This window comes from Salinimicrobium aquimaris, assembly GCF_035607535.1.
Classification (GTDB): domain Bacteria; phylum Bacteroidota; class Bacteroidia; order Flavobacteriales; family Flavobacteriaceae; genus Salinimicrobium.
Map to the genome: position 1 here is coordinate 329,934 of NZ_JAYDZX010000002.1, position 24,566 is coordinate 354,499.

20 protein-coding genes are annotated in these 24,566 nt (G+C 44.9%); 19 read left to right on the top strand and 1 reads right to left on the bottom strand.

Annotation, left to right across the window (positions count from 1 at the left end):
• From VR862_RS05400 to VR862_RS05465, 14 genes are all read left to right on the top strand, one after another.
• Positions 1 to 1,641, top strand: a complete 1,641-nt coding sequence (locus VR862_RS05400; protein WP_324719946.1) for a glycoside hydrolase family 43 protein — start codon at positions 1 to 3, stop codon at positions 1,639 to 1,641.
• A 12-nt stretch (positions 1,642 to 1,653) separates the two neighbouring features.
• Positions 1,654 to 3,342 carry a glycoside hydrolase family 28 protein gene (locus tag VR862_RS05405; protein ID WP_324719947.1) on the top strand — a complete coding sequence of 563 codons (1,689 nt, stop codon included), beginning with the start codon at positions 1,654 to 1,656 and terminating at the stop codon, positions 3,340 to 3,342.
• A 6-nt stretch (positions 3,343 to 3,348) separates the two neighbouring features.
• Positions 3,349 to 4,152 (top strand): rhamnogalacturonan acetylesterase, encoded by an 804-nt coding sequence (locus VR862_RS05410; RefSeq protein WP_324719948.1) that lies wholly within the window; start codon positions 3,349 to 3,351, stop codon positions 4,150 to 4,152.
• Between the two features lie 190 nt (positions 4,153 to 4,342).
• Positions 4,343 to 5,179, top strand: coding sequence for a 5-dehydro-4-deoxy-D-glucuronate isomerase (kduI, locus tag VR862_RS05415; RefSeq protein ID WP_324719949.1), 837 nt, complete (start codon positions 4,343 to 4,345; stop codon positions 5,177 to 5,179).
• A gap of 2 nt (positions 5,180 to 5,181) precedes the next feature.
• Positions 5,182 to 5,943 carry a 2-dehydro-3-deoxy-D-gluconate 5-dehydrogenase KduD gene (kduD, locus tag VR862_RS05420; RefSeq protein WP_416384489.1) on the top strand — a complete coding sequence of 254 codons (762 nt, stop codon included), beginning with the start codon at positions 5,182 to 5,184 and terminating at the stop codon, positions 5,941 to 5,943.
• A gap of 23 nt (positions 5,944 to 5,966) precedes the next feature.
• On the top strand, positions 5,967 to 7,370 hold the full coding sequence (uxaC, locus tag VR862_RS05425) for a glucuronate isomerase (protein ID WP_324720098.1): 1,404 nt from the start codon (positions 5,967 to 5,969) through the stop codon (positions 7,368 to 7,370).
• A 52-nt stretch (positions 7,371 to 7,422) separates the two neighbouring features.
• The gene (locus VR862_RS05430; RefSeq protein ID WP_324719950.1) at positions 7,423 to 8,463 is read left to right on the top strand and encodes a PfkB family carbohydrate kinase; all 1,041 of its coding nucleotides are present in this window, start codon (positions 7,423 to 7,425) and stop codon (positions 8,461 to 8,463) included.
• A gap of 11 nt (positions 8,464 to 8,474) precedes the next feature.
• Entirely contained in the window at positions 8,475 to 9,143 is a 669-nt protein-coding gene (locus VR862_RS05435; RefSeq protein WP_324719951.1) for a bifunctional 4-hydroxy-2-oxoglutarate aldolase/2-dehydro-3-deoxy-phosphogluconate aldolase, read from the top strand.
• 56 nt (positions 9,144 to 9,199) lie between these two features.
• Positions 9,200 to 10,225, top strand: a complete 1,026-nt coding sequence (locus VR862_RS05440; protein WP_324719952.1) for a sugar kinase — start codon at positions 9,200 to 9,202, stop codon at positions 10,223 to 10,225.
• 66 nt (positions 10,226 to 10,291) lie between these two features.
• Complete coding sequence (locus tag VR862_RS05445; RefSeq protein WP_324719953.1) at positions 10,292 to 11,269, top strand: TRAP transporter substrate-binding protein; 978 nt, start codon at positions 10,292 to 10,294, stop codon at positions 11,267 to 11,269.
• Positions 11,270 to 11,272: 3 nt separating this feature from the next.
• Positions 11,273 to 11,740, top strand: coding sequence for a TRAP transporter small permease (locus VR862_RS05450; protein WP_324719954.1), 468 nt, complete (start codon positions 11,273 to 11,275; stop codon positions 11,738 to 11,740).
• Entirely contained in the window at positions 11,737 to 13,026 is a 1,290-nt protein-coding gene (locus VR862_RS05455; RefSeq protein WP_416384490.1) for a TRAP transporter large permease, read from the top strand. Before VR862_RS05450 ends, VR862_RS05455 begins: the two co-directional genes overlap by 4 nt.
• Before the next feature lie 24 nt (positions 13,027 to 13,050).
• Positions 13,051 to 14,508 (top strand): tagaturonate reductase, encoded by a 1,458-nt coding sequence (locus VR862_RS05460; RefSeq protein ID WP_324719955.1) that lies wholly within the window; start codon positions 13,051 to 13,053, stop codon positions 14,506 to 14,508.
• A gap of 6 nt (positions 14,509 to 14,514) precedes the next feature.
• Entirely contained in the window at positions 14,515 to 16,131 is a 1,617-nt protein-coding gene (locus VR862_RS05465; protein ID WP_324719956.1) for a UxaA family hydrolase, read from the top strand.
• Between the two features lie 38 nt (positions 16,132 to 16,169).
• Here VR862_RS05465 and VR862_RS05470 read toward each other — a convergent pair whose 3' ends face one another.
• The gene (locus VR862_RS05470) at positions 16,170 to 17,210 is read right to left on the bottom strand and encodes a LacI family DNA-binding transcriptional regulator (protein ID WP_324720100.1); all 1,041 of its coding nucleotides are present in this window, start codon (positions 17,208 to 17,210) and stop codon (positions 16,170 to 16,172) included.
• Between the two features lie 289 nt (positions 17,211 to 17,499).
• Here VR862_RS05470 and VR862_RS05475 point away from each other — a divergent pair, with 289 nt between their 5' ends.
• The 5 genes from VR862_RS05475 to VR862_RS05495 all read left to right on the top strand — a co-directional run bounded on the left by VR862_RS05475 (position 17,500) and on the right by VR862_RS05495 (position 24,471).
• Positions 17,500 to 18,957: a glycoside hydrolase family 28 protein gene (locus VR862_RS05475; RefSeq protein ID WP_324719957.1), complete on the top strand. Its 1,458-nt coding sequence runs from the start codon at positions 17,500 to 17,502 to the stop codon at positions 18,955 to 18,957.
• Between the two features lie 111 nt (positions 18,958 to 19,068).
• Positions 19,069 to 20,910: a pectinesterase family protein gene (locus VR862_RS05480; protein WP_324719958.1), complete on the top strand. Its 1,842-nt coding sequence runs from the start codon at positions 19,069 to 19,071 to the stop codon at positions 20,908 to 20,910.
• A gap of 32 nt (positions 20,911 to 20,942) precedes the next feature.
• Entirely contained in the window at positions 20,943 to 22,757 is a 1,815-nt protein-coding gene (pelA, locus tag VR862_RS05485; protein ID WP_324719959.1) for a pectate lyase, read from the top strand.
• Entirely contained in the window at positions 22,727 to 23,101 is a 375-nt protein-coding gene (locus VR862_RS05490; protein ID WP_324719960.1) for a cupin domain-containing protein, read from the top strand. Before pelA ends, VR862_RS05490 begins: the two co-directional genes overlap by 31 nt.
• Entirely contained in the window at positions 23,098 to 24,471 is a 1,374-nt protein-coding gene (locus VR862_RS05495) for a glycoside hydrolase family 28 protein (protein ID WP_324719961.1), read from the top strand. The genes VR862_RS05490 and VR862_RS05495 overlap by 4 nt, the downstream gene beginning before the upstream one ends.
• The last annotated feature ends 95 nt before the right edge of the window (positions 24,472 to 24,566 follow it).

The following is a 24,566-nucleotide window of genomic DNA, read 5'->3' on the forward strand; positions in this document are numbered from 1 at the left end:
ATGCAGCACGGCAGGATCATATTGGCTTTGGCTTTGCTTTCTCTTGTGGGAGGGAAAAGCTTTGCCCAGGAGAACGAAGAATATAGGTCGGAGGTCTGGGTTGCAGATCAGGGAGATGGCACCTACAGAAATCCCATTCTGCATGCAGATTATTCCGATCCCGACGTGGTAAGAGTAGGGGAGGATTTTTATATGACTTCTTCCTCTTTTAACGCTGCACCAGCACTGCCAATCCTGCACTCAAAGGACCTTGTCAACTGGAAACTTATTGGTCATGCATTGGATCGCCAGGTGCCCTACGAACATTTCAGCTCCCCCCGGCATGGAAATGGAGTTTGGGCGCCTGCTTTCCGATACCATGAAGGAGAGTATTATATCTACTGGGGAGATCCCGATTTTGGGATCTATATGGTAAAGACTGATGATCCTGCAGGCGGGTGGGAAGAACCTGTTCTTGTTGAGGCAGGAAAAGGTCTCATCGATCCTGCGCCGCTCTGGGATGAAGATGGTAAGGCTTATCTATCTCATGCTTTCGCCGGAAGTAGGGCTGGAATCAAAAGTATCCTGGTAGTGAAACCCATGAACTGGGAAGGAACAAAAACTACCGGAGCCGGAAAGATCGTTTTTGACGGTCATGAAGATCACCCGACAGTAGAGGGAACCAAGTTTTATAAAAAAGATGGTTATTACTACATTTTTGCCCCTGCAGGCGGAGTCTCTACCGGCTGGCAATTAATTCTAAGATCTAAAAACCCTTACGGGCCATACGAGGAGCATGTTTCGCTGGCACAGGGGAATACGGATATCAACGGCCCTCACCAGGGAGCATGGATCGAGCTTGAGAACGGCGAAGATTGGTTCATACATTTTCAGGATAAGGAAGCTTACGGGCGTATAGTTCACATGCAGCCTATGACCTGGAAAGATGGCTGGCCTACAATGGGAGAAGATAAGGATGGGGACGGTACCGGGCAGCCGGTAATGTCTTTCCGCAAACCTAATGTTGGCAAAACTTATCCCATAGTTACGCCAAGAGATTCAGATGAATTCAGCGGAAATGAGATTGGGCTTCAATGGCAGTGGCAGGCAAATCCCAATGCGACCTGGGCTTTTGCAAATCCGGCAAAAGGTGAGTTGCGTCTTTATACGCAGTTACTTCCTGAAGGTGCGAAGAACCTCTGGGATTCTCCGAGCCTCTTGTTACAGAAATTTCCTGCGGAAGAATTCATAACCACGACAAAGTTGACTTTCAATCCCAATGAAGATCTGGAGAACGAAAAGGCCGGACTGGTAGTTATGGGAAGGTCTTATGCCTACGTGGCCCTGGAAAGTAAAAAAGACGGGATCTATGTGGTTTTTGCTGAAGCCGAAGATGCCGATAAAGGAAATCCCGAACAAAAGAAAGAGTTGAAAAAGCTGTCTGGCAAGGATGTTTACTTCAGAGTAGAAGTGGATGAAAATGCGGAGTGTACCTTCAGTTATAGCGAAGACGGAAAGAAATTCACAATAGTGAATGAGAAATTCACTGCAAGAGAAGGAAAATGGGTTGGAGCCAAAGTGGGAATTTTTGCTACCAAAGAGCAAAAGACGAACGACTCGGGTTATGCCGATTTTGACTGGTTCAGGTTTTCAAAAAAATAATGGAAAGAAAGAATGAAAAAATTGAATTTTAAAGTCACAGTTGCAGTGCTGTTCCTGGTTTTTGGAACAGGCACTATGGAGGCGCAGGTGAGCCTGGAGGAGATGTATGAAGGGCTGGAATTCGATATGCCCCGGGTGATTGAGACGTCTTTCCCGGACTACTCACGATCTATAACCGAATTTGGCGCGCAGGCCGGCGGAATCTTTAAAAATACTGAGGCCTTTAAAAAGGCAATTTCAGAAGTAAATTCTAAAGGAGGCGGAAGAGTAGTGATTCCCCGCGGGATCTGGCTTACAGGGCCTATCGAACTAAAAAGTAACATCAATCTCCATCTTGAGGATGGGGCGCTTCTACTGTTCAGCAGGGATTTTGACGATTATTCTCTTGTGCAGACAAGTTTTGAAGGTCTCAATACTTTTAGAAATGTTTCACCAATTAATGCCAATGGTGTAGAGAATATCGCCATCACCGGAACGGGTACCATAGACGGAAATGGCGATGCCTGGAGACCTGTCAAAAAGAGTAAAATGACGGCCAATCAATGGAAGACTCTTTTAAAATCGGGCGGCGTGGTTTCAGATGATGGGAAAATGTGGTTTCCTTCAGAAGTTTCCAAACTGGGCTATGATCTTTCCACAGATCAAAATGTTCCCGATCTTAAAGGGATAGAGGAGCATCAAAAGGTAAAGGATTACCTGAGGCCGGTAATGGTGAGTATCGTGAACAGTAATAGGATCCTGCTCGACGGACCTACCTTTCAAAATTCTCCTGCCTGGAACATTCATCCTCTAATGAGTGAGGACATTATTATCAGGAATATCAATGTTCGTAACCCCTGGTATTCCCAAAATGGTGACGGGCTTGACCTGGAATCCTGTAAGAACGTTCTTGTTTATAACAACACTTTTGATGTGGGAGATGATGCCATCTGTTTCAAGTCGGGTAAGAATAAGGACGGCAGGGACAGAGGCATACCAACAGAAAATGTGGTGGTAAAGAATAACATCGTTTACCACGGGCATGGCGGAGTGGTAGTAGGTAGTGAAATGAGCGGCGGAGTTAAAAATGTGCATATCTCCAACTGTACTTTCATGGGAACCGATGTTGGTCTCAGGTTTAAATCTACCCGCGGCAGGGGCGGAGTAGTGGAGAACATCTATATCTCAGATATTGATATGATCAATATTCCTACTGAAGCAATACGTTTCAATCTTTTCTACGGCGGAAAAGCTCCTGTTCTTGACGAGGGCGAGGCGGGCATGGAAGAAGTTCGTGACGAAACTCCTGGACCTGTTACCGAAGAGACGCCTTCCTTCCGGAACATCTATATGGACAATATTCGCGTGGTAGACTCGCATAAGGCAGCCTTTTTTATGGGACTACCCGAAATGAATGTGAAGAACATAAGACTTGCAAATTCGGTACTTGAGGCAAAAAGTGGGATCACCGCTATTGATGCTGACGGGCTTGAATTTGTAAACGTAAAAGTAATTTCTGGTAATGATGCCGCGCTCACCCTTTACAACACTAAAAACGTGAAAGTAGAGGATTTCTCTTTTGTGGAAAATGGAAAGACTCCGGTGCGCGTTCTTGGAAAGCTCACAGAAAATGTGCAGTTTAAAAAGAAGGATTTTTCAGCTGCAGCACAACAGATCGAGCAGGACAGTGCGGTCTCCAAAAAAGCAGTAAGTCTAAAATAGAGCAAGATGAGCTTAAAACCCTACCTGCTATTAGTCCTAATGATTCCCTTTCTGCTCCTTCAGGAGGAGGAAGTGGTAAAGGTTTATCTAATCGGGGATTCTACAATGGCCGATTACAGTGATAATTATGATCCCGGCAAGGATTATATGAAGACGCGATATCCCATTACCGGTTGGGGGCAGGTCTTCCAGGAATTTATGGGTAAGCAGGACCTGCAGGCCCTGTCTCATATTATAAAAGCAGATTCTGTTGTAGTGGATGACCGTGCCCGGGGAGGAAGAAGTACCCGGACCTTTTTTGAAGAAGGAAGATGGTCTAAGGTCTATAGATCCCTTGAGAAGAATGACCTGGTCCTAATGCAGTTTGGTCATAATGATGCAGCCGAAAACAAACCCGAGCGCTACGTCAATGTTGAAGGTTATAAGGAATACCTGCGGCTGTTCGTAGATCAAACCCGGCAAAAAGGCGCAATTCCGGTTATTCTAACACCTGTGAACCGCAATTACCCCTGGAAGGATGGAAAGCTGCATAACGTTCATGGAGAATATTACACTGCTGCAGTAGAGGTGGCCAGGGAGTTAAATGTGCAACTTGTTGACCTCACTCAAAGATCAATGGAGCATTTTACTGAAAAGGGCCGGGATTACGTCACGAAAAATTACTTTATGAACTTCGGCCCCGGCATCTATGAGGCCTATCCCGGGGGTAGCAGCGATAACACCCATTTTCAGCCCGAGGGGGCAAAAGCGGTAGCTGCTTTGGTGTTCAAAGGATTAAAGGATCTAAAAAACAAGAAGTCTCAAAAATGACATTTTTGAACCTGCATATTTTTCGGCCTTTCTGGCGGATTTTAACGCTTGAAAAAACCTTTTCGCTGAAAAAATCCTATATTTGTGTAATCGATTGCACAAATGTGAATGCCACAGAAAATGGTGCCCGGGAAAAGCTCTGTAGCACCTAAGAAATGAAAACCAAGTAGAATAGCAAAACTAAGATCGAATGACTAAATCAGAATTGCGTTACGCACATCATCCAAATGATGTAAAAAGATATACAACAGAGGAGTTAAGAGATCATTTTTTAATTCCAGACCTTTTTCAAAATGACGAGATCAACCTTACTTATTCCATGTACGACAGGTTCATCGTTGGAGGAGCTTTTCCTGTCAACAAGGATCTTAAGCTGGAAACTATAGATGATCTAAAGGCCGAAAACTTTCTGGATCGAAGGGAGCTTGGAGTGATCAATGTTGGCGGTAACGGAATTGTTGAGGTTGACGGGAAAGAATATCAGCTCGCGAGAAAGGAAGCCCTCTATGTTGGAAAAGGTGCTAAAAATGTCATTTTTAAGAAGTCAGGTGATGAGCAGCCAATCTTCTATTTGAATTCAGCTCCTGCGCATAAAGAATTCCCGACCAAAAAGGTTGGAAAAGAGGATGCCGAAGTCATTGAGCTTGGAGATGAAAAATACGCCAATAAGCGAATTTTGAACAAGCTTATTGTAAACAGCATAGTAGAGACTTGTCAGTTGCAAATGGGGATGACCGAACTGGTTGAAGGCAATGTATGGAATACCATGCCACCGCATACCCACGCCCGTAGGATGGAAGCGTATTTCTATTTCGATCTTGAAGAGGGGCAAACAATCAGTCACTTTATGGGACAGCCCGATGAAACGCGGCACATCTTTATGAAGAACCATCAGGCTGTTTTATCTCCGGAATGGTCTATCCACGCGGGCGCCGGAACTTCCAATTACACCTTTATCTGGGGAATGGCCGGGGAGAACCTGGATTATGGAGATATGGACAAGGTTGATCCCGATAACCTGAAGTAATTATGAAGTTATTCGATCTTACAGGAAAAACAGCATTGGTTACAGGGTGTAACCGCGGAATAGGTTTTGCAATGGCCCAGGGCTTGGCAGAAGCCGGAGCAGATATCATCGGAGTCTCAGCCAGTTTAAAGGCTGAAGGATCTGAGATAGAAGCAGCTGTGAAGGCAGCCGGCAGAAAATTTTCGGCCTATCAGTGTGATTTTTCAGACAGAAAAAGTCTCTACGGTTTTATCGAAAAAGTAAAAGCAGAGAATTCTACCATAGATATCCTGGTGAACAACGCAGGTACGATCATGAGGAAACCTGCCGCCGAACATCCCGATGAATATTGGGATAAGGTGATCGAGGTTAATCAAAATTCTCAGTTCATTTTGACCCGGGAGATCGGGAAAGAAATGATCAAAAGAGGAAGTGGGAAAATTATTTTTACAGCCTCCCTTCTCACTTTCCAGGGCGGGATCACAGTGCCCGGCTATGCAGCTTCCAAAGGCGCCATAGGCCAGCTTACAAAAGCATTTGCTAATGAATGGGCTTCCAAAGGAGTGCAGATCAATGCTATTGCACCGGGATACATTGCTACCGACAATACTGCGGCACTACGGGAAGATGAGGATAGAAGTACTTCCATCCTTGCAAGAATTCCTGCAGGAAGATGGGGAGAGCCCGAAGATTTCAAAGGACCTGTGGTCTTCCTCGCGTCAAATGCCAGTGATTACATGAACGGCTCTATCCTGCTGGTAGACGGTGGCTGGATGGCTCGCTAAAAATTATGAATAAACAAACAAGAATGGAATCCAATAAATTCATTACAGAAGATTTCCTGTTGTTAAGTCAGCAGGCAAAAGATCTGTATAACAATTACGCTAAAGAACAGCCCATAATAGATTATCACAATCACCTTTCTCCCAAAGAGATTGCAGAGGATAGAAAATTTGACAATATTACCCAGGTATGGATCGCCGGGGATCACTACAAGTGGCGTGCTATGCGTACCATGGGTGTGGATGAAAAGTATATTACAGGAGATGCATCCGATAAGGAGAAATTCATGGCCTGGGCCAAAACGGTGCCTCACACTTTGCGGAATCCTCTCTATCACTGGACTCACCTGGAGCTAAAGAGATACTTCGGAATTGATGAATTGCTCAATGAAGAGTCTGCTGAAAGGATCTACAATGCTGTCAACGAAAAACTGCAACAGCCGGAATATTCCTGCCGCGGACTCCTGAAGAAAATGGGAGTGGAAACACTTTGTACGACCGAAGATCCTGTAGACAGCCTGGAGTATCACCGGCAACTGGCAAAGAGCGACTTTGAGATCAAAGTCAGTACGGCTTTTAGACCAGATAAGGCTATTCTCATAGAGTCTGAAAAGTACAATTCTTACCTGGATGAACTCGGTAAAGCTGCAAACCTTTTTATAGGTTCTTATGATGACCTCAAAGCTGCCTTGAGAAGCAGGATCGAATTTTTCCATGCCAATGGATGTAGGTTGTGCGACCACGGCCTTAATTACATTTGCTTCGAAGAAGCTTCGGAAGAAGAGGTAAATGCTATTTTTTCAAAAAAGCGAAAAGGAGAAGAAATTTCAGAAGAAGAGGCAAAAAAGTTCATGACTTCTATCTTACTTTTCCTGGGAGAGACTTATCATGAATTTGGATGGGTACAGCAATTTCACCTGGGCGCTCTAAGAAATAATAATAAAAGAATGCTGGATGAGCTGGGGCCCGATACAGGTTGGGATTCTATAGGAGATTACCCGCAGGCTGAAAAGATCTCGCAATTCCTGGACAACCTCGACGGTAAAGATAAACTCACCAAGACCATACTTTATAACCTTAATCCTGCAGACAATGCTGTTTTTGCCAGCATGATCGGGAACTTTAATGATGGAAGCGTGAAAGGTAAGGTTCAGTTTGGCTCGGGCTGGTGGTTCCTGGATCAAAAGCACGGAATTATTGAGCAGCTTAACGCCCTCTCCAATATGGGACTGGTAAGTGTCTTTATTGGAATGCTTACCGATTCAAGGAGCTTTTTGTCTTTCCCACGTCACGAGTACTTCCGAAGGGTGCTTTGCAACCTGTTTGGAGAAGAGATGGAAAGCGGCGAACTGCCAAACGATATGGAGCTGGTAGGGAATACCGTGGCCAACATTAGTTATCACAACGCTAAAGAATATTTTGATTTTTAAACCCTGAACTCGCTCAAAAAGGTTCAGTATAATTTTTATAACAACCAGAAATATGAAAAAAGTAGTCACTTTTGGAGAAATAATGCTACGCCTGGCACCACAGGAACACCTGAGGTTTTCCCAGGCTTCAAGCTTTGATGTGGTTTACGGTGGAGGAGAGTCTAACGTTGCCGTGTCGCTTGCCAATTATGGCGTGCCGGTAGATTTTGTCACCCGTCTGCCTAAGAACGATATTGGAGAATGCGCTCTTATGGAAATGCGCAAGAGAAACGTAGGAACAGATAAGATCATTTTTGGCGGGGATCGTCTTGGGATCTATTTCCTTGAAACCGGTGCGGTTAGTCGTGGAAGTAAAGTGGTCTATGATCGTGCCCATTCGGCCATGTCGCAGATCGAAAAAGGAATGGTAGACTGGGATGAGGTTTTTGAAGGGGCAGGATGGTTCCACTGGACCGGGATCACTCCGGCTATTTCTCAGGGAGCTGCAGATGCATGTCTTGAAGCTGTTAAAGCTGCACGTGCAAAGGGCATTACTATTTCAACAGATCTTAACTATCGCGCCAAGCTTTGGAAATACGGAGTGGAGCCCGAAGCTATTATGACCGAGCTTACTTCCTACTGCGATATCATCCTGGGGAACGAAGAAGATGCTGAAAAACATTTTGGAATCAAGCCTGAAGGTCTTGATATCACTACACAGGGGGAGCACGTAAAAGCTGAAGCATTTCTTTCGGTGTGTCAGCAAATGATGGAAAAATTCCCTAATGCCAAAAAGGTGATCACTACCCTAAGAGGTTCGCTATCGGCTTCGCACAATACCTGGGCAGGAGTACTGTATGATGGGAAGACCATGTTCAAATCTCCGGAATACAACATCACCCACATCGTGGATAGAGTTGGAGGCGGGGATTCCTTTATGGGCGGTTTGATCTACGGACTGTTACAATATCCTGAAGATGACCAGAACGCCTTGAACTTTGCTGTTGCTGCTTCGGCCCTGAAACACACAATTAAGGGAGATGCCAACCTGGTAACAGTTGATGAGGTTAAAAAATTAATGGGCGGAGATGCCTCTGGACGTGTAGCCAGATAATACTTATAGCTATGGCTCAATATTCAAGAATAGAAGTAGCATCGGTAATGAAAGAACAGGGAATGGTTCCCTTGTTCTTTCACTCTGATGTGGAATTGGGAAAAAAGATCCTCAAAGCCTGCTACGATGGTGGTGGTCGCCTAATGGAATTCACCAGCAGGGGAGATTTTGCTTTTGAGGTCTTTGGAGAACTTAATAAATATGCAATTAAGGAACTGCCGGGAATGATCATGGGAGTAGGTTCGGTGACCGATGCTGCCGCGGCATCTCTCTACATGCAATTGGGAGCGAACTTTATTGTGACTCCGGTTCTTAGAGAAGACATTGCGACAGTGTGTAACCGCCGCAAGGTGCTTTGGTCTCCGGGATGTGGATCTCTTACAGAGATTGCCCGTGCCGAGGAACTGGGCTGTGAGATCGTAAAGCTTTTCCCCGGGGGAACCTACGGACCCGGTTTTGTAAAAGGCATTAAAGGTCCGCAACCCTGGACCAGCATTATGCCTACAGGAGGAGTTTCTCCCACCGAAGAGAATCTTAAAGGCTGGTTTGACGCCGGAGTAACTTGTGTGGGAATGGGCTCAAAGCTTATCTCAAAAGAGGTGATCCAGAATAAGGATTACGCAGGTTTGGAAAAGACCGTGAGAGAGACCCTGGAAACAATAAAGAACCTAAGGAAGTAAAAAGGAGAAGACCTGCGGCTATGAATTATCCGCAGGTTTTTCTTTAGATGAAGCTCATGCAGAAAGAACCTTTAAAAAAGAGAAAAATCGTGACTTTTGGTGAGGTCTTGATGAGGTTATCCCCATCAGACAACCGGAAGCTACTGCAGGCCATGCAGCTGGACTTTTTCTTTGGAGGTACCGAGATGAATGTGGCAGCATCGCTTGCAAATTTTGACGTGGAAGTACAGCATGTCACCAATGTGTCGAATGACATCGTAGGTGAGGCTGCGATTGCCACCCTTCGCAAATACGGCATAGACATTTCGGCTGTAAAAAAGGTGCCCCACCCGCTGGGGCTATACTTTTTGGAAGTAGGTTCTGCCATGCGATCAAGCCAGATCGCCTATAACCGGCTCAACAGTTCTTTTGCAAAGATCTCTCCGGAACAGGTAGACTGGGAGGAGATACTTTCAGGCTGTGGGATCTTCCACTGGAGTGGCATTTCCCCCGCGGTTTCCGAAGGAGCTTATCAAACCCTAAAGCTGGGCCTGGAACTGGCACAGCAAAAAGGAATCGTCGTAACAGCCGATCCTGCTTATCGCAGTAACCTCTGGAACTACGGGAGGAACAGTGGAGAAGTGTTGAAAGAACTTATTTCTCTTTCCAATATTTTCATAGGAGGGGTTACAGAGATCAATGAGATCCTGAAGACTGAATATACTTCAGACAAGGATGGTTTTATTGCTGCGAGTAAAGCATTGATAGCCGAATTCCCTTCAGTAAAGAAAGTCTTTGACAAAGTGCGTAGCAGCATCAATGCTTCCTGGCAAAAGATCTATGGAAGAGCCTGGACCGGCGAGGAGTACATTAGCACCAGTGAATTAGAGATCACTAATGTTGTTGACCGGATAGGAACCGGAGATGCATTTGCTGCAGGTTTACTATATGGCCTTCAGAATTTTGCAGATAATGAGGCCCTTGATTTTGCAAATGCAGCCTGTGCTTTAAAACATACTCACGTGGGAGATGTAAACCTGGTAAGCGTTGAGGAAGTGCTGGAGGTGGCAAAGGGAAAGACAGACGGGCGGATCAAAAGGTAATTATAGACTAGGGAGAAGGCTGGTATGAAACTAACAGACTTGCATTAATTGATTAAGATCTTAAGAATGAAAAATATTATGCGCTTTTGCCTTGTTCTCTTTTCGCTGTTTCTTATTGCGGGATGTAAAGAGCAAAACAAGGTAAAAGAAATAAAACTTGGCCATGGGCTGGATATTTCTCATCCTGTCCACAAGGCCATGGTCTATATGTCCGAACGATTATATGAAAAATCGGGAGGGACCATGACCATTGATATTTACCCAAACCAGCAGCTGGGTTCAGAAAGGGAAACTCTTGAACTATTGCAGATTGGTAGTTTGGGAATGACAAAAGTCTCCACCGGGGTTCTTGAAAACTTTGTACCCAGTCTGCAGCTTTTTGGATTGCCTTTTCTGTTTCGCGACAGGGAACACAGGTTCGAGGTTCTGGAAGGCGAGATAGGGGAAGAATTCCTTAACAAAAGCATTGATAAGCGTCTTAAAGGCCTCACTTTTTATGATGCTGGTAGTAGAAGTTTTTATACTAAAACTCCAGTAGAAACACCCGAAGATTTAAAAGGTCTAAAATTGCGGGTAATGGAAAGTAATACCGCCATCAACATGGTGAAACATCTTGGAGGTTCACCCACGCCTATTGCATGGGGTGAACTCTACACTGCCTTGCAGCAGGGAATAGTAGATGGCGCCGAAAATAATCTGCCCAGCTTTTACCTCTCCCGCCATTATGAGGTGACCAAGAATTTTGTAGTAGATGAACACACTGCCCTGCCCGACGAATTGTTGATTAGCACTCTTGTGTGGAATGACCTTACCCCTCAACAACAAAAATGGTTAAAAGAAGCCGCTATGGAATCTTCAGAATATCAAAAAGGAATCTGGAGGGAAGCAGAGTTGGAAGCAATGGAGGAGATTCAGAAAGCAGGAGTCAAGGTGATTTATCCCGATAAAGAATTATTTAGAGAGAAAGTTCAGCCTATGTATGAGCAGTTCTCTCAAGATCCCGAAATGAAAAAATTAATTGAAGAAATCCAGGCTGTTAAATAAGTTATGAGAAAAACTGTAGATAAAGTGCTTGGGAATTTTTTGGTGGTGCTTCTCGCCCTTATGGTGCTGTCTGTACTATGGCAGATCTTTTCGCGATACCTCCTGAATTCTCCAAGTTCCTTCACCGAAGAACTGGCGAGATATCTGTTTATCTGGATTGGAATTCTCGGAGCCGCCTATGCAGCGGGACAACAAAAGCATTTATCAATAGATATTTTACCTCCTAAATTGAGCCCTCCAAACAGGATCAGGCTGCGCATCTTTATCAATGTGCTTATTATCCTGTTCAGTTTGACAGTGCTGGTCATTGGAGGCGGCAACCTGGTATATGTAAATGATTTGCTGGGGCAATCTTCCGCAGCATTAAAAGTACCACTGTCGTGGGTTTACAGCGTTGTGCCGGTGAGCGGACTGCTGGTGATCTATTATAAAGTACACGAAATTATTCATTCAAAAACTTATTTAGTATGATGTCAGAGGTTCTAATATTGGTGTTATCCTTTGTGATCCTGCTGGCGATAGGAGTTCCTGTCGCCTGGTCAATTGGGATTTCTTGCGTCCTCACCATCCTGGCATCAATAGATACGCTCGCTGCCTTTACTACGGTATCGCAGCGTATGGCCACCGGTCTCGATAGTTTTTCGCTGCTTGCTATTCCCCTGTTCATCCTGGCAGGACAAATCATGAATCAGGGGGGGATTGCCAACCGGCTCATTGCCTTTGCGAAAGCGCTCATGGGAGCGCTGCCGGGGGGATTGATCTATGTAAACGTGGTTGCAGCCATGTTGTTTGGTGCTATAGCAGGATCTGCAGTCGCAGCTACCTCTGCTATGGGCGGGATACTTGGGCCGGCAATGGAAAAAGAAGGATACTCCAAACAGTTTGGGGCAGCAGTAAACATCACAGCTTCTACAACAGGTCTGGTGATTCCGCCGTCAAATGTGCTAATCGTTTATTCCCTGGCCAGTGGTGGGGTATCTATTGCATCTTTGTTCCTGGCAGGCTATCTTCCGGGGATACTCATGGGGCTTGCCCTTATGCTCGTGGCAGCGGTATGGATCAAAAAGAAGAAATATCCAGCCGGGGAACCTGCCAATCTTAGGAATATTGCTGTTACCTTTTTACATGCTCTTCCCAGTTTACTGTTGCTGGTAGTTGTAATTGGAGGAATTGTTTCGGGCATCTTTACCGCTACCGAGGCTTCAGGAATTGCCGTGTTGTATTGTCTCATCCTGTCTTTCATCAACCGGGAATTGAAGCTGAGTGACCTTCACGGGGTTTTCTTAAGTTCAGCAGGGACCACTGCAATTGTGATGTTGCTTATTGCCACTTCCATGAGCATGTCCTGGGTAATGTCTTATGAAAACATTCCGCAGGCAGTAAGTGATGCCTTGCTAAGCCTTAGCGATAATATTTTTGTCATTCTGCTTATCATCAACTTGTTACTGCTGTTCGTGGGAACCTTCATGGATATGACGCCTGCAGTGCTCATTTTTACCCCTATATTTTTACCGGTTGTAACAGCATTGGGGGTTGACCCTGTACACTTCGGAATTATCATGGTGATGAACCTCTGTGTCGGACTGTGTAGTCCGCCGGTGGGCTCTGTGCTGTTCATTGGAGTGAGTGTGGCAAAGACAAGCATTCAAAAAGTGATCAAACCACTGATGCCACTGTACGTCGCGATGTTTATTGTTTTATTGTTGGTGACTTTCATTCCGGAAATCTCCCTATGGTTGCCGCAGTTATTTGATTAGAAAATTTAAGATCAGGAAAAAAGTATGGAAAGATTAAATAGAAAGAACGCCGGAATCCCTTCAAAGCACTCCATTAAGGTCATCCAGTTTGGAGAGGGTAATTTCCTCCGCGCGTTTGTGAATTACATCATCGACAAGCTGAATAAAGAAGCAGGTTTTGATGCCGGTGTCGCAGTCGTACAACCCATAGATGCCGGGCTTGTAGATATGCTGAACGAGCAGGACGGACTTTATAATCTCTTTATGAGAGGCGTCAAAAGCGGAAAGGAAATACAGGAGAAAAGAACAATCAGCTGTATCCAGAAGGCACTAAATCCTTACCGGGATTACTCGGCCTATTTGGATCTTGCAACTGAAGAAGATCTACAGTTCCTCATCTCAAATACTACCGAAGCGGGCATTGCTTTTGATGAGAACGACAGGCTGGACAAGGAGCCACACAATAGCTTCCCGGCTAAAGTGACTGCTCTTTTGTGGAAAAGATATCAGCATTTTAACGGAGACCCGGCCAAAGGCCTTAGCATCATTCCCTGTGAATTGATCAACTATAACGCCGATACTCTTAAAGAGATCATCTTGCGCTATATCGAACTTTGGGATCTTGATCCCGAATTCCGGAACTGGGTGGAAGAGCATAACAGCTTTCACAATACCCTCGTAGATCGAATCGTTCCGGGCTATCCTCGTGCTGAAATAGACCAGTACCAGAGTCAGTTGGAATTCGAAGATAAGTTGATCGTGACTGCCGAAGTTTTCCTGTTATGGGTAATCGAGGGAGGTGAAGATCTAAAGAGGAAGATTCCATTTGATAAGATCGACGAGAACGTGCTCATTGTTGAAGATATTCAGCCGTACCGCACCCGAAAGGTGAGGATCCTCAATGGTGCCCACACTACCATGGTACCCTTTGCACTTCTTAGCGGAAAAGAGACTGTTAAGGAAACTGTAGATGATGATTTCACCGGAAAGTTTGTCAAGAATGCCATTTTTGAGGAGATCAATCCTACTCTTGATCTTTCGGAAGAGGAGCTGAAAAGCTTTGCTGAAGAAGTGCTTGACAGGTTTAGGAATCCATTCATAAAACATCAGCTTGCAAGCATTGCCTTAAATTCTATTTCGAAATTTAAAGTAAGGGTACTGCCAAGTCTGCTGCAGTACGAAGAACGGAAGGGAAGTCTTCCGGTGAGGCTAACCTTTGCTTTTGCCTGTTTGATCAGGTTCTATAAGGGAGAATGGCAGGGTAGAGATCTACCGGTGCAGGATGATCAACAAATCGTGGATTTCTTCCGGCAGGTTTGGAGTGAAAATGATCTGGAGGCTTTGGTGACAAAGGTGCTCCAAAAAGAGGATTTTTGGGGCCGCAATCTCAACGATATTGAAAACCTGAATGAGCAGGTGCAAACGGCACTTGAAGAGATTGGGGAAAAAGGGGTAGAAGAAGGCTTCAGGTCTTACAAACAGAAGATAGGAGTCAAAAGTTAGAATATTATGCAAACGAAAATAATTAAGGTTCATCCAGATGATAATGTGGCCGTTGCCCTGGCCGACCTGTGGAAAGATGAAGAGCTTCAACTGGATAATCTGGAAGTGAAAGTGTTGACCGATGTAGCTGCGAAGCACAAGATAAGTCTGGTAGATCTTGGAGAAGGCGATAAGATATATATGTATGGCGTCCTTGTGGGAAAAGCTACTCAGCCAATTAAAAAAGGAGAAGTGCTCACGGTAGATAATGTGAAGCACCAAAGTGCACAGGCTTTCAAAAAGACCGAGAATACAGGCTGGAATGCACCAGATGTTACAAAATGGAAGAACCGTACCTTTAACGGATATCACCGGCCCGATGGGCAGGTGGGAACCAGGAACGTGTGGTTATTCTTTCCGTTGGTCTTTTGTGAAAACCGCAACATTGAGCTGCTAAAAGAGGTTTTTGAGAAGGAGCTTTCCTTTAAAAAACCTTCCCGGGAACGCCTGTTACTGCGCCAGTTGATCCAGGGCGGTGATGGAAATGAACTGCCTGAAGAAGAGGAGGAGGAAAACAGCATTTTTGGAAATATTGATGTAAAGTTTATTACCCACCAGGGAGGTTGTGGCGGCATACGCCAGGATTCGGCCTCACTTGCACGATTGCTGGCCGGTTATGTCAATAATCCAAATGTTGCCGGGGCGACGGTGCTTAGCCTGGGTTGCCAGAACCTGCAAATAGACATTTTCAAAAAGGCATTGGAAAGGATCAATCCTGATATTCAAAAGCCCGTGCTCATTTATGAACAGCAGCAGGAAGGTACTGTAGATGAAATGATGAGTAAGATCATTAAGGAGTCATTTGAAGCCTTAAAGGAAGCCAACAAAATTGAGCGGAAACCTGCACCCCTGTCTAAGCTGAAATTAGGACTGGAATGTGGAGGCTCCGACGGCTTTTCCGGAATCTCGGCCAATCCGGCACTGGGATATGCTTCCGATTTATTGTCGGCCCTGGGCGGATCTCCCATTCTTTCGGAATTTCCAGAGCTCTGCGGAATCGAGCAGGAGTTGATCAACCGTTGCGTAAGCGATGAACTAGCCGATAGATTTTTAGAACTTACCCGCGCCTTTGAAAAGTCGGCTATCGACGCAGGATCAGGATTTGATATGAACCCTTCCCCCGGTAACATTAAAGATGGTTTGATTACCGATGCCATGAAATCGGCAGGAGCGGCCAAAAAAGGTGGAACCTCCCCAATACAGGATGTTCTGGATTATGGGGATTATGTTACTAAGCCCGGTTTGAACCTTTTGTGTACTCCCGGAAACGACGTGGAAAGTACTACGGCAATGGTTGGTGCGGGGGCGAATGTGGTGGTCTTCACCACAGGACTGGGTACGCCTACCGGCAATCCTGTAGCACCGGTGTTAAAGGTGTCTTCCAACACCACGCTGGCCCGTAGAATGCCCGATATTATTGATCTTGATGCCGGAGGAGTCATCAAAGCTGAAAAGACTATTGAGGAAATGGGCGAAGAGATCCTTGAATTTCTCGTACAGGTAGCAAGCGGTGAGGTGAGTAGTAAAGCCGAAGAACTTAATCAGGACGATTTTATTCCATGGAAACGAGGGGTATCTTTATAGATACCTTTCGTTTTTAATACCTTCAAAAAAGGTTATTTTCAGGCGTTAATTTTGAGGCCTTTGTTGGAGGAGTTTCTAATGATGAGTTCGGGATCCAGCACGACCTTCTTTTCTATTGTAAGTTTCTCGGTACTGTCTACCTGCTCCAGGAAGACTTGCGCAGCTATTTTCCCCATTCTTAGCGGAGTCTGATCTACAGAAGTAATAGGCAGCTCCATGTATTTGGTGAATGGCTCATTACTAAAACCCGAAATACAGAAATCCTCCGGAATTTTCACTCCTATTTTCTTTAGTTCCTGTATGGCGCCCAGGGCTGTGTAGTCACTGGCAGAAAAAACGGCATCGGGCTTTGGTTCCAGTTCCCACAATTCCCTTGCAGCTGCAGCCCCCGCCTCAATACTGCTGAGAGTGGTAAGGATGTAGTTGGGGTTAACCTTTAAACCATTATCTTCAAGGGCGCTAATATAGCCGTCGTGCCGGTTCTTATAGATCTCCAGGTTAAGATCTCCCGAAAAGTGTGCGATCCTTTTACATCCCTGAGAAATGAGATGTTCAGTAGCAAGATAGCCTGCTTTAAAGTCATCAATGACTACAGAACTTACTCCGGGAATATCGAGTTTCCTGTCAAAAAAGACGAGGGATTTTCCCTCTTTTAAGACCTTTCTAAAATGCTCTGTTTTGTTTGTTGTTTTTGAGATGGACATAAAGATCCCATCCACCTGAGTGTCTAAAAGGGTAGTTATCTGCTCAACTTCGGTACTCATTTGCTCGTGAGTCTGGCAAATGATCACGTGATAACCATGGGGACCGAGTTCCTCTTCAATTCCCCTGATGATGGAAGAGAAGAAGTTGCGGTTGATGTAAGGGACTATAATACCCACATTCTTGCTTTTGCCACTCTTTAAGGCTTGTGCAAGGCGGTTTTGCTTGTAATTCATTTCCTTTGCCGCGGCAAAGACCAACTCCCGTGTTTTCGAACTTATCTTAGGGTTGTTGTTAAGGGCTCTCGACACTGTAGCCGCACTGATATTCAATTTCTTTGAAATATCGTAAATGGTGGTGTTTCCTTTTTTGGTCATCAGGTTTTTGTGAAGGTATGCAACTTGTTGCACTACAAATGTATCAAAATTTGGTATTTTTTGCACTGGTTTATTTTTAAAATGCCACCTATACCTGCTGATATTTAAATGATGCTCTTGAAAACCCCGGTTTTATTGCAGAATTTTTGGAAATATTGACCGCAGATTTTTTGCCTATTACATAGAAAAAATGGTATTTTAGTGCAATCGATTACAACTTAGGCAGTGATCTGCTGCTCTTTCTATTTAGAATTCTAAAGGATTGATATAAATCAAAAATAATTTCATAATGACCAAATTCTTAAAACCTCTTCATATTCTAATGTTTATTGTTCTTGTAACATCCTGCAAGAACGTGGAGAAGGAGGAAACTTCTACTTTGGGGGAAATAGCTTCAGAAGAAAATCTGGCGCTGGATTTCAGTGACCCCTGGAAACGGGCCGATGAGATCGTTGAGAATATAACTGTTCCAGAATTTCAGGATAAGGTATTTAATATCATGGATTACGGCGCTTCAGCAAATGGAGAGGTCAGTAGTTCAGCTGCTTTTGCAAAAGCCATTGAAGCCTGTGCTCAGGCAGGTGGAGGGAAGGTTCTCGTGCCGGCAGGAGTATATCTCACCGGGCCAATTCACTTAAAGAGCAATGTAAATCTCCATCTTGAAGAGGGAGCCGAAGTGAAATTCTCCACCAATCAACAGGATTATTTGCCGGTAGTACACACTTCTTTTGAAGGAATGGAGCTTATGAATTATTCTCCTCTAATTTACGCCTACAAGCAGAAGAATATAGCGGTAACAGGAAAAGGTACCTTTAACGGGCAGGCGGGGAATGACAACTGGTGGCCGTGGAAAGGAAATGAGGATTATGGTTACAGGGAAGGTGAGGTTAGCCAGCTGGACGAGCACAATCTCCCCCGCCTTAATGAAATGGTTGAAAAAGGAACTCCGGTTGCTGAAAGGATTTTCGGGGAAGGACACCAGTTCCGTCCAACATTCTTTCAGCCTTTTGAATGTGAGAATGTACTTATCGAAGGGGTTACCTTTATCGATGCTCCGTTCTGGGTGATACATCCGGTGAAATCCAATAGTGTAACGGTTAAGGATGTGAGCGTAATAAGTCATGGCCCTAACAATGATGGTTGTAATCCTGAATACAGCAAAAACGTTCATATTACAGGATGTACGTTTGATACCGGTGATGACTGTATAGCTATTAAATCGGGGAGAGACAACGACGGAAGACGTGTTGGCATTAGCAGTGAGAATATTGTAGTGGAGAACTGCGTTATGAAAGACGGGCATGGCGGAGTAGTTATGGGAAGTGAGATTTCCGGCGGAGTGAGAAACGTCTTTGTCCGTAACAACACCATGAGCAGCCCTAATCTTGATCGCGCCATTAGGATCAAGACCAATACCAGGCGGGGAGGCGTTATCGAGAACATTTTTGTTAAGGACCTTAAAGTGGGACAGGTAAAGGAAGCCGTACTTAAGATCAACACCCACTACGGAATTTATGCCAACCAGGAAGGCGAGCATATTCCAATTATAAGAAATATCCTGCTTGAAAATGTGCAGGTCGAAAACGGCGGTGAGTACGGTCTCTTGATAAAAGGAAGGGAAGAAGCGCCGGTGAGCAATGTGAAACTGAAGGATGTAGTTATCAAGAAGACCGAAATTCCTATGGAGATCGAAAACTGCGAACCCATTATTTTCGTCAATACCACAATAAATGGTAAACAGTATTAGAAATGAATCTGCAGCAGGTTCAGCTTTGGTTTCTTACATCAGTTGAAAAATATGAACTCCCTAAAATGCCTTTTTTCGATTCTCTTATTTTTCTGGCTCTGCCCTCTTTCGGTGGCGCAGAAGAATGAGGTGAGGCCGTATAGTATTAGCACCACGTATGAGAAGCTGAAAAAGGATTATCCTTTTATCCGGCCTGTTGAATCTCAACTGTCGGAAAGAATTGTGGCACGGGAGAATATTGTTTATAAAAGCACTGCTGAAAAAGAGCTTACAGCAGATGTCTTTCTTCCTAAGGCTGAAAAAGGGGAAAAGTTCCCTGTCGTTTTGTTAGTCCATGGCGGCGGATGGCTCACCGGAAGCAAGGAAAACCTGCATCCCCTGGCTCAAAAACTCGCTGCTGAAGGTTGTGTGGCTGTAACCGCGGCATATCGCCTGGGGACCGAGGCTGTTTATCCTGCAGCGGTAATTGATCTTAAAGATGCTGTGAAATGGATAAAAGAGAATGCAGATAAATACCACATAGATCCTGCAAAAATTGCTGTTTTAGGAGCTTCGGCAGGAGCGCAGCTGGCAACCTTAGTTGGAGTCACCCCACAGTCTCAACTCTTTAAAGGTGAGCATCAGGATCTTTCAGATGAGGTGCAGGCGATAGTAAATATCGACGGCATTGTCTCCTTTATTCATCCCGATGCCGAAGAAGGCTGGATGGCTGCAACCTGGCTGGGTGGTTCAAAAGCAGACAAGTTTAAAACCTGGAAAGAAGCTTCACCTCTGGAGTATGTTGATGGTGATACACCTCCAACGCTCTTCATCAATAGTTCTTACCCAAGGTTTCATGCCGGGCGGGATGAGATGGTAGAGCTGCTTGACAGGTATGAGATATATAACGAAGTACATACCATAGACAAAACTCCTCATGCCTTCTGGCTGGTTCATCCCTGGTTTGATGAAACGGTGAGACTGACGACAAATTTTCTTGACAGGATCTTTAAGAATTCCTCTTCAGCCAGGGAGCGATACCGGGAGATTACGGTTGGAAAAGACGGAAAAGCAGATTTCAGCAGTATCCAGGAGGCTGTAAATTCTACCCGCGATCTTGGTCCGGGGGAAGTGGTGATCAGCATACAATCTGGCACCTACAATGAAAAGCTGGAAATCCCTTCCTGGAAACGGCAGCTCACTCTCATTGGGGAAGACAGAAAAAATACGATCATCACCAATAATGATTTTTCCGGAAAGATAGATTCGCTGACAGGAAAGGAGATGTCGACTTTCACTTCCTATACTGTTTTAGTGCGGGGGAATGATATAAAAATTGAAAATCTCTCTATCCGGAACACCTCCTGCGGCGAGGGCCAGGCTGTGGCTTTGCACGTAGAAGGGGATAGGTTTGTCATCAAAGATTCCAATATTCTGGGATGCCAGGACACGCTCTACACAGCAACAGAAGGCAGCAGGCAGTTGTACTTAAACTGCTATATTGAAGGAACCACGGATTTTATTTTTGGAGAAGCCACGGCTGTTTTTAAAGACTGTACCATTAAGAGCCTTAAGGACTCGTTTGTGACAGCCGCGGCCACGCCGCAAAATCAGGAATTCGGGTATGTATTCCTTAACTGTAAATTTATAGCTGCTGCAGGTGTGAATGAGGTCTATCTGGGCAGGCCCTGGAGACCTTATGCCAAGACAGTCTTTATTAATTCTCACCTGGGAAAACATATTCTCCCTGCAGGCTGGGATCCCTGGCACGGGGACAGGATGTTCCCAAATAAAGAAAGAACTGCATTTTATGCGGAATACAACAGCACCGGCCCCGGAGCTTCTCCGGAAACCCGGATTCAATGGTCGCATCAGTTAACTGCAGAGGAAGCTGACAGATATAATATTAAAAATATCTTCAGCAAAGAAGCAGATTGGTACTGGGCTTCAAAAGCCATGAATCAAAACAATTGATGCCTCTGAATCATCGAAATACCTTCTTAAAAATGAAAAATCTACTTCTGTTTCTCATCCTTATTTGTTCAGTAACAGTAATGGCGCAGGAACGACCAACGCTATACCTCATCGGCGACTCTACAATGTCAAAAAAAAAGGATCCCGATAAGAATCCGGAGCATGGATGGGGACAGGTGCTTCCGGAGTTGATGTCTTCAGAAATAAATATTCAGAATCACGCAGTAAACGGCCGAAGCACCAGAAGTTTTATTGCTGAAGGCCGGTGGGAAAAGGTGAAAGAACAATTGAAGCCGGGGGATTTTGTGTTCATCCAGTTTGGACATAATGACCAAAAAGTGAACGATCCTGCGAGGTACACTAATCCTTTTACTCAGTACCGAAGTAATCTTGAAAAATTTGTAAACGAAACCCGTGAGAAAGGGGCTACGCCTGTTTTGTTTAGCTCCATAGTGCGCCGCAATTTTAATGAAGCCGGAGTGCTGGTAGATACTCATGGGCAATATCCTCTTGTGGTAAGAATGTTGGCAAAAGATCTTGATGTGCCTTTTGTTGATCTGCAGTTGTTGACCGAACAACTCGAGATCTCTTACGGACCTCAGGATTCCAAGCAACTGCATTTGCACCTGGAACCGGGAGAGGATCCTTATGAGCCAAGAGGAGTGACCGATGATACTCATCTTTCAAAAAAGGGTGCAAAGCTGGTGGCGAGCCTGGCACTTCAGGAGATTGCGAGACAGGATCTTCAATTAAAAAATTATATTCTTCCGCAGGTCCTTTCAGAAAAGATCTTGAGAGAGGTACCTGTAGGGGAGGTAGAGTATTCAGAAAAAGTACCATGGAGAAAGGCTCTGGCGCAGGATGAGAATTGGTATGCAGGGAAAGAGGCCCGGCGGATTGCAGATAATGTATTGCTTTATCAACATCACAACGGCGGGTGGTACAAGAACAAGGATATGTCTGTAGAGCTAAGTCCGCAGGAAAAGGAAGAACTAAAAAGGTTAAGTGCCGTAGACGCAGGTACTACCATAGATAACGGAGCAACTCATACCCAGCTGCGCTACCTGGCAAGGGTTTATAAGGCGACGGGAAAAGAGGCTTATAAAAAGGCATTTTTGAAAGGTGTTGATTTTTTGTTTGAAGCTCAATATCCCAATGGGGGCTGGTCCCAATTTTACCCGATAAGGAAAGGATATTACGAGCACATCACCTATAACGACGGGGCAATGATAGGAGTGATGAGGTTATTGCGGGATATTGCTCAAAATAAAGAGCCATATTCTTTTGTGGATGCAAAAAGGAAACGAAAAGCAGCACAAGCTATCGAAAAAGGCCTGGAGATCATTCTTGCTACCCAGGTGAAAGTTGACGGCAAACTCACTGCCTGGGGTGCACAACATGATAAAGAAACCCTTCAGCCGGCCAAGGCAAGAGCTTATGAGCTGGCTTCCCTCAGCGGAAAGGAAAGTGCGGAGATCGTACGCTATCTAATGGAGATCGAGAATCCTTCCGAAGAGGTTAAAAAGGCCGTTCAAAGTGCCATGCAATGGTTCGATGAGGCCAAGGTGATGGGGAAAAGAGTGGAATGGATAAAAGGAGAGCACCTGCCCGAGGGCCGGGATCGTGTGCTAATCGAAGATCCTGACGGAGGACCGCTTTGGGGCCGCTTTACAGAGATTGGTACCAACAGGCCTATGTTCATAGGTCGTGACGGAGTGGTGAAATACAAACTTGAGGAAATAGAGCACGAGCGGCGCACCAACTACAGCTATATCGACAATTATGCTGAAGATCTCCTGAAGGAAAAATATCCTGCATGGCAACGAAAACATACCTCCCAAAAATGATAAATTCCAACAACTTTTTTAAAGAAACTGAAGCAGAATGGGAACCTGCGGGAGAAGGGATCTCCCGGCAAATTACCGGTTATAATACGCAGTTGATGCTGGTAAAGGTGAAATTCGAAAAAGGTGCGGTGGGTTATGCGCACGAACATTTCCATTCCCAGGGAACTGTAGTGGCTTCGGGAAAGTTCAAGATCACGATTAACGGCAAAGCTGAAATTCTGGAAGCGGGCGACGGATTTTTCGTTCCGCCCAATGCCAGGCACGGTGCCAAATGTATTGAAGCGGGAATGTTAATAGATGTGTTTAGCCCTGTAAGGGAGGATTTTCTAAAATCAAGATTATGAAAAAGCTATTGTTATTATGGGTAGTATTTTTGGGACTGAGTGCCCATGCCCAGTTATCTGAACCCGAAAGAAAGGCGGCAATTCAGGAGATCGTGGAAAGGATTCAGCTTCCGGAGATTCCGGATTATGCGGTTTCTGTAAAAAGGTTCGGAGCTAAAGGCGATTCAGTTTCAGATAATAAAAAGGCTTTTGATAAGGCCATGGCTCACCTGAAGAAAAGGAAAGGTGGAAGACTCATCGTTCCAAAGGGCATTTACACAGTAAACGGTCCTATTCATTTCGTGAGCAATGTCGATCTACACCTACAGGAAGGTGCAAAGATAAGGTTTGGGGAAAACCCCAGGGATTACCCTCTGGTGCTTACCAGTTGGGAAGGAACCATGCTATATAACCATAGTCCGCTCATTTATGGGAATGAACTGGAAAATATTGCCATCACCGGAAAAGGCACCATTGACGGGGAAGGCGGTGGCGCCTGGGCCGCCTGGAAACAGCTGGAAGATAAGGATAAGCAATTGAGCAGGGACATGAACCATAAAGGAGTTCCTGTGGAGGAAAGGATCTTTGGAGAAGATCACTACCTTCGGCCGCAGTTAATACAGTTTGTGAACTCCAGGAATATTCTACTGGAGGATATTACCATAGAAGATTCCCCTTTTTGGTGTGTACATCTTCTCAAATCGCAAAGTGCCACTTTGCGCAGATTAAAGTTCGATGCTCATAACTTCAATAATGATGGTATAGATGCTGAGTATGCAAGGGATATTTTAATTGAAGAAGTGAAGTTCGATAACGGGGATGATAACATTGCCATTAAAGCCGGAAGGGATCATGAAGGACGGGCAAATTCGGCTACTCCTTCAGAAAATATTGTGATTAGGAATAACCTTCTAAAAGGGCTGCACGGAGTGGTCATTGGCAGCGAAATGTCGGCCGGAGTTCAGAACGTGTATGTAGAAAACAACCATGCCTGGGGTTACCTTAAAAGGGGAATTTACTTTAAGACCAATCCCGATAGGGGAGGGTATATCAGGAATATCTACATCAATGATATAGAGCTTCAAAAAGTAGAAGATTGCTTCTATATTACTGCCAATTATCACGGGGAAGGAGAAGGATTTAATTCCAAGATCTCAGATGTTTTTATCACCAACGTCACCTGTGAAGAGGCCACGGGAACCGCAGTGGTCATTCAGGGCTTTAAAGAAAGCAAGGTGGAGAATGTGAAACTGACCAACATTAAAGTGAACAAGACCAAAAATGCTACTTCAATAACCAACACCAAAAATGTCATTTTTGATGAGGTTATTATCGGGGAAGAAGCCGGGGTGCCTACTTCGGTGTCAAAAGAAAAGCCGGAATTAGATTAAGCTTCCGAACATTGTCTATCGGCTTGTTGACTATTGCAGCCTTGCGAAGCCTTGGCTTACTTAAATTTTAAAAGCTTCATTTTGGCAGATTATTA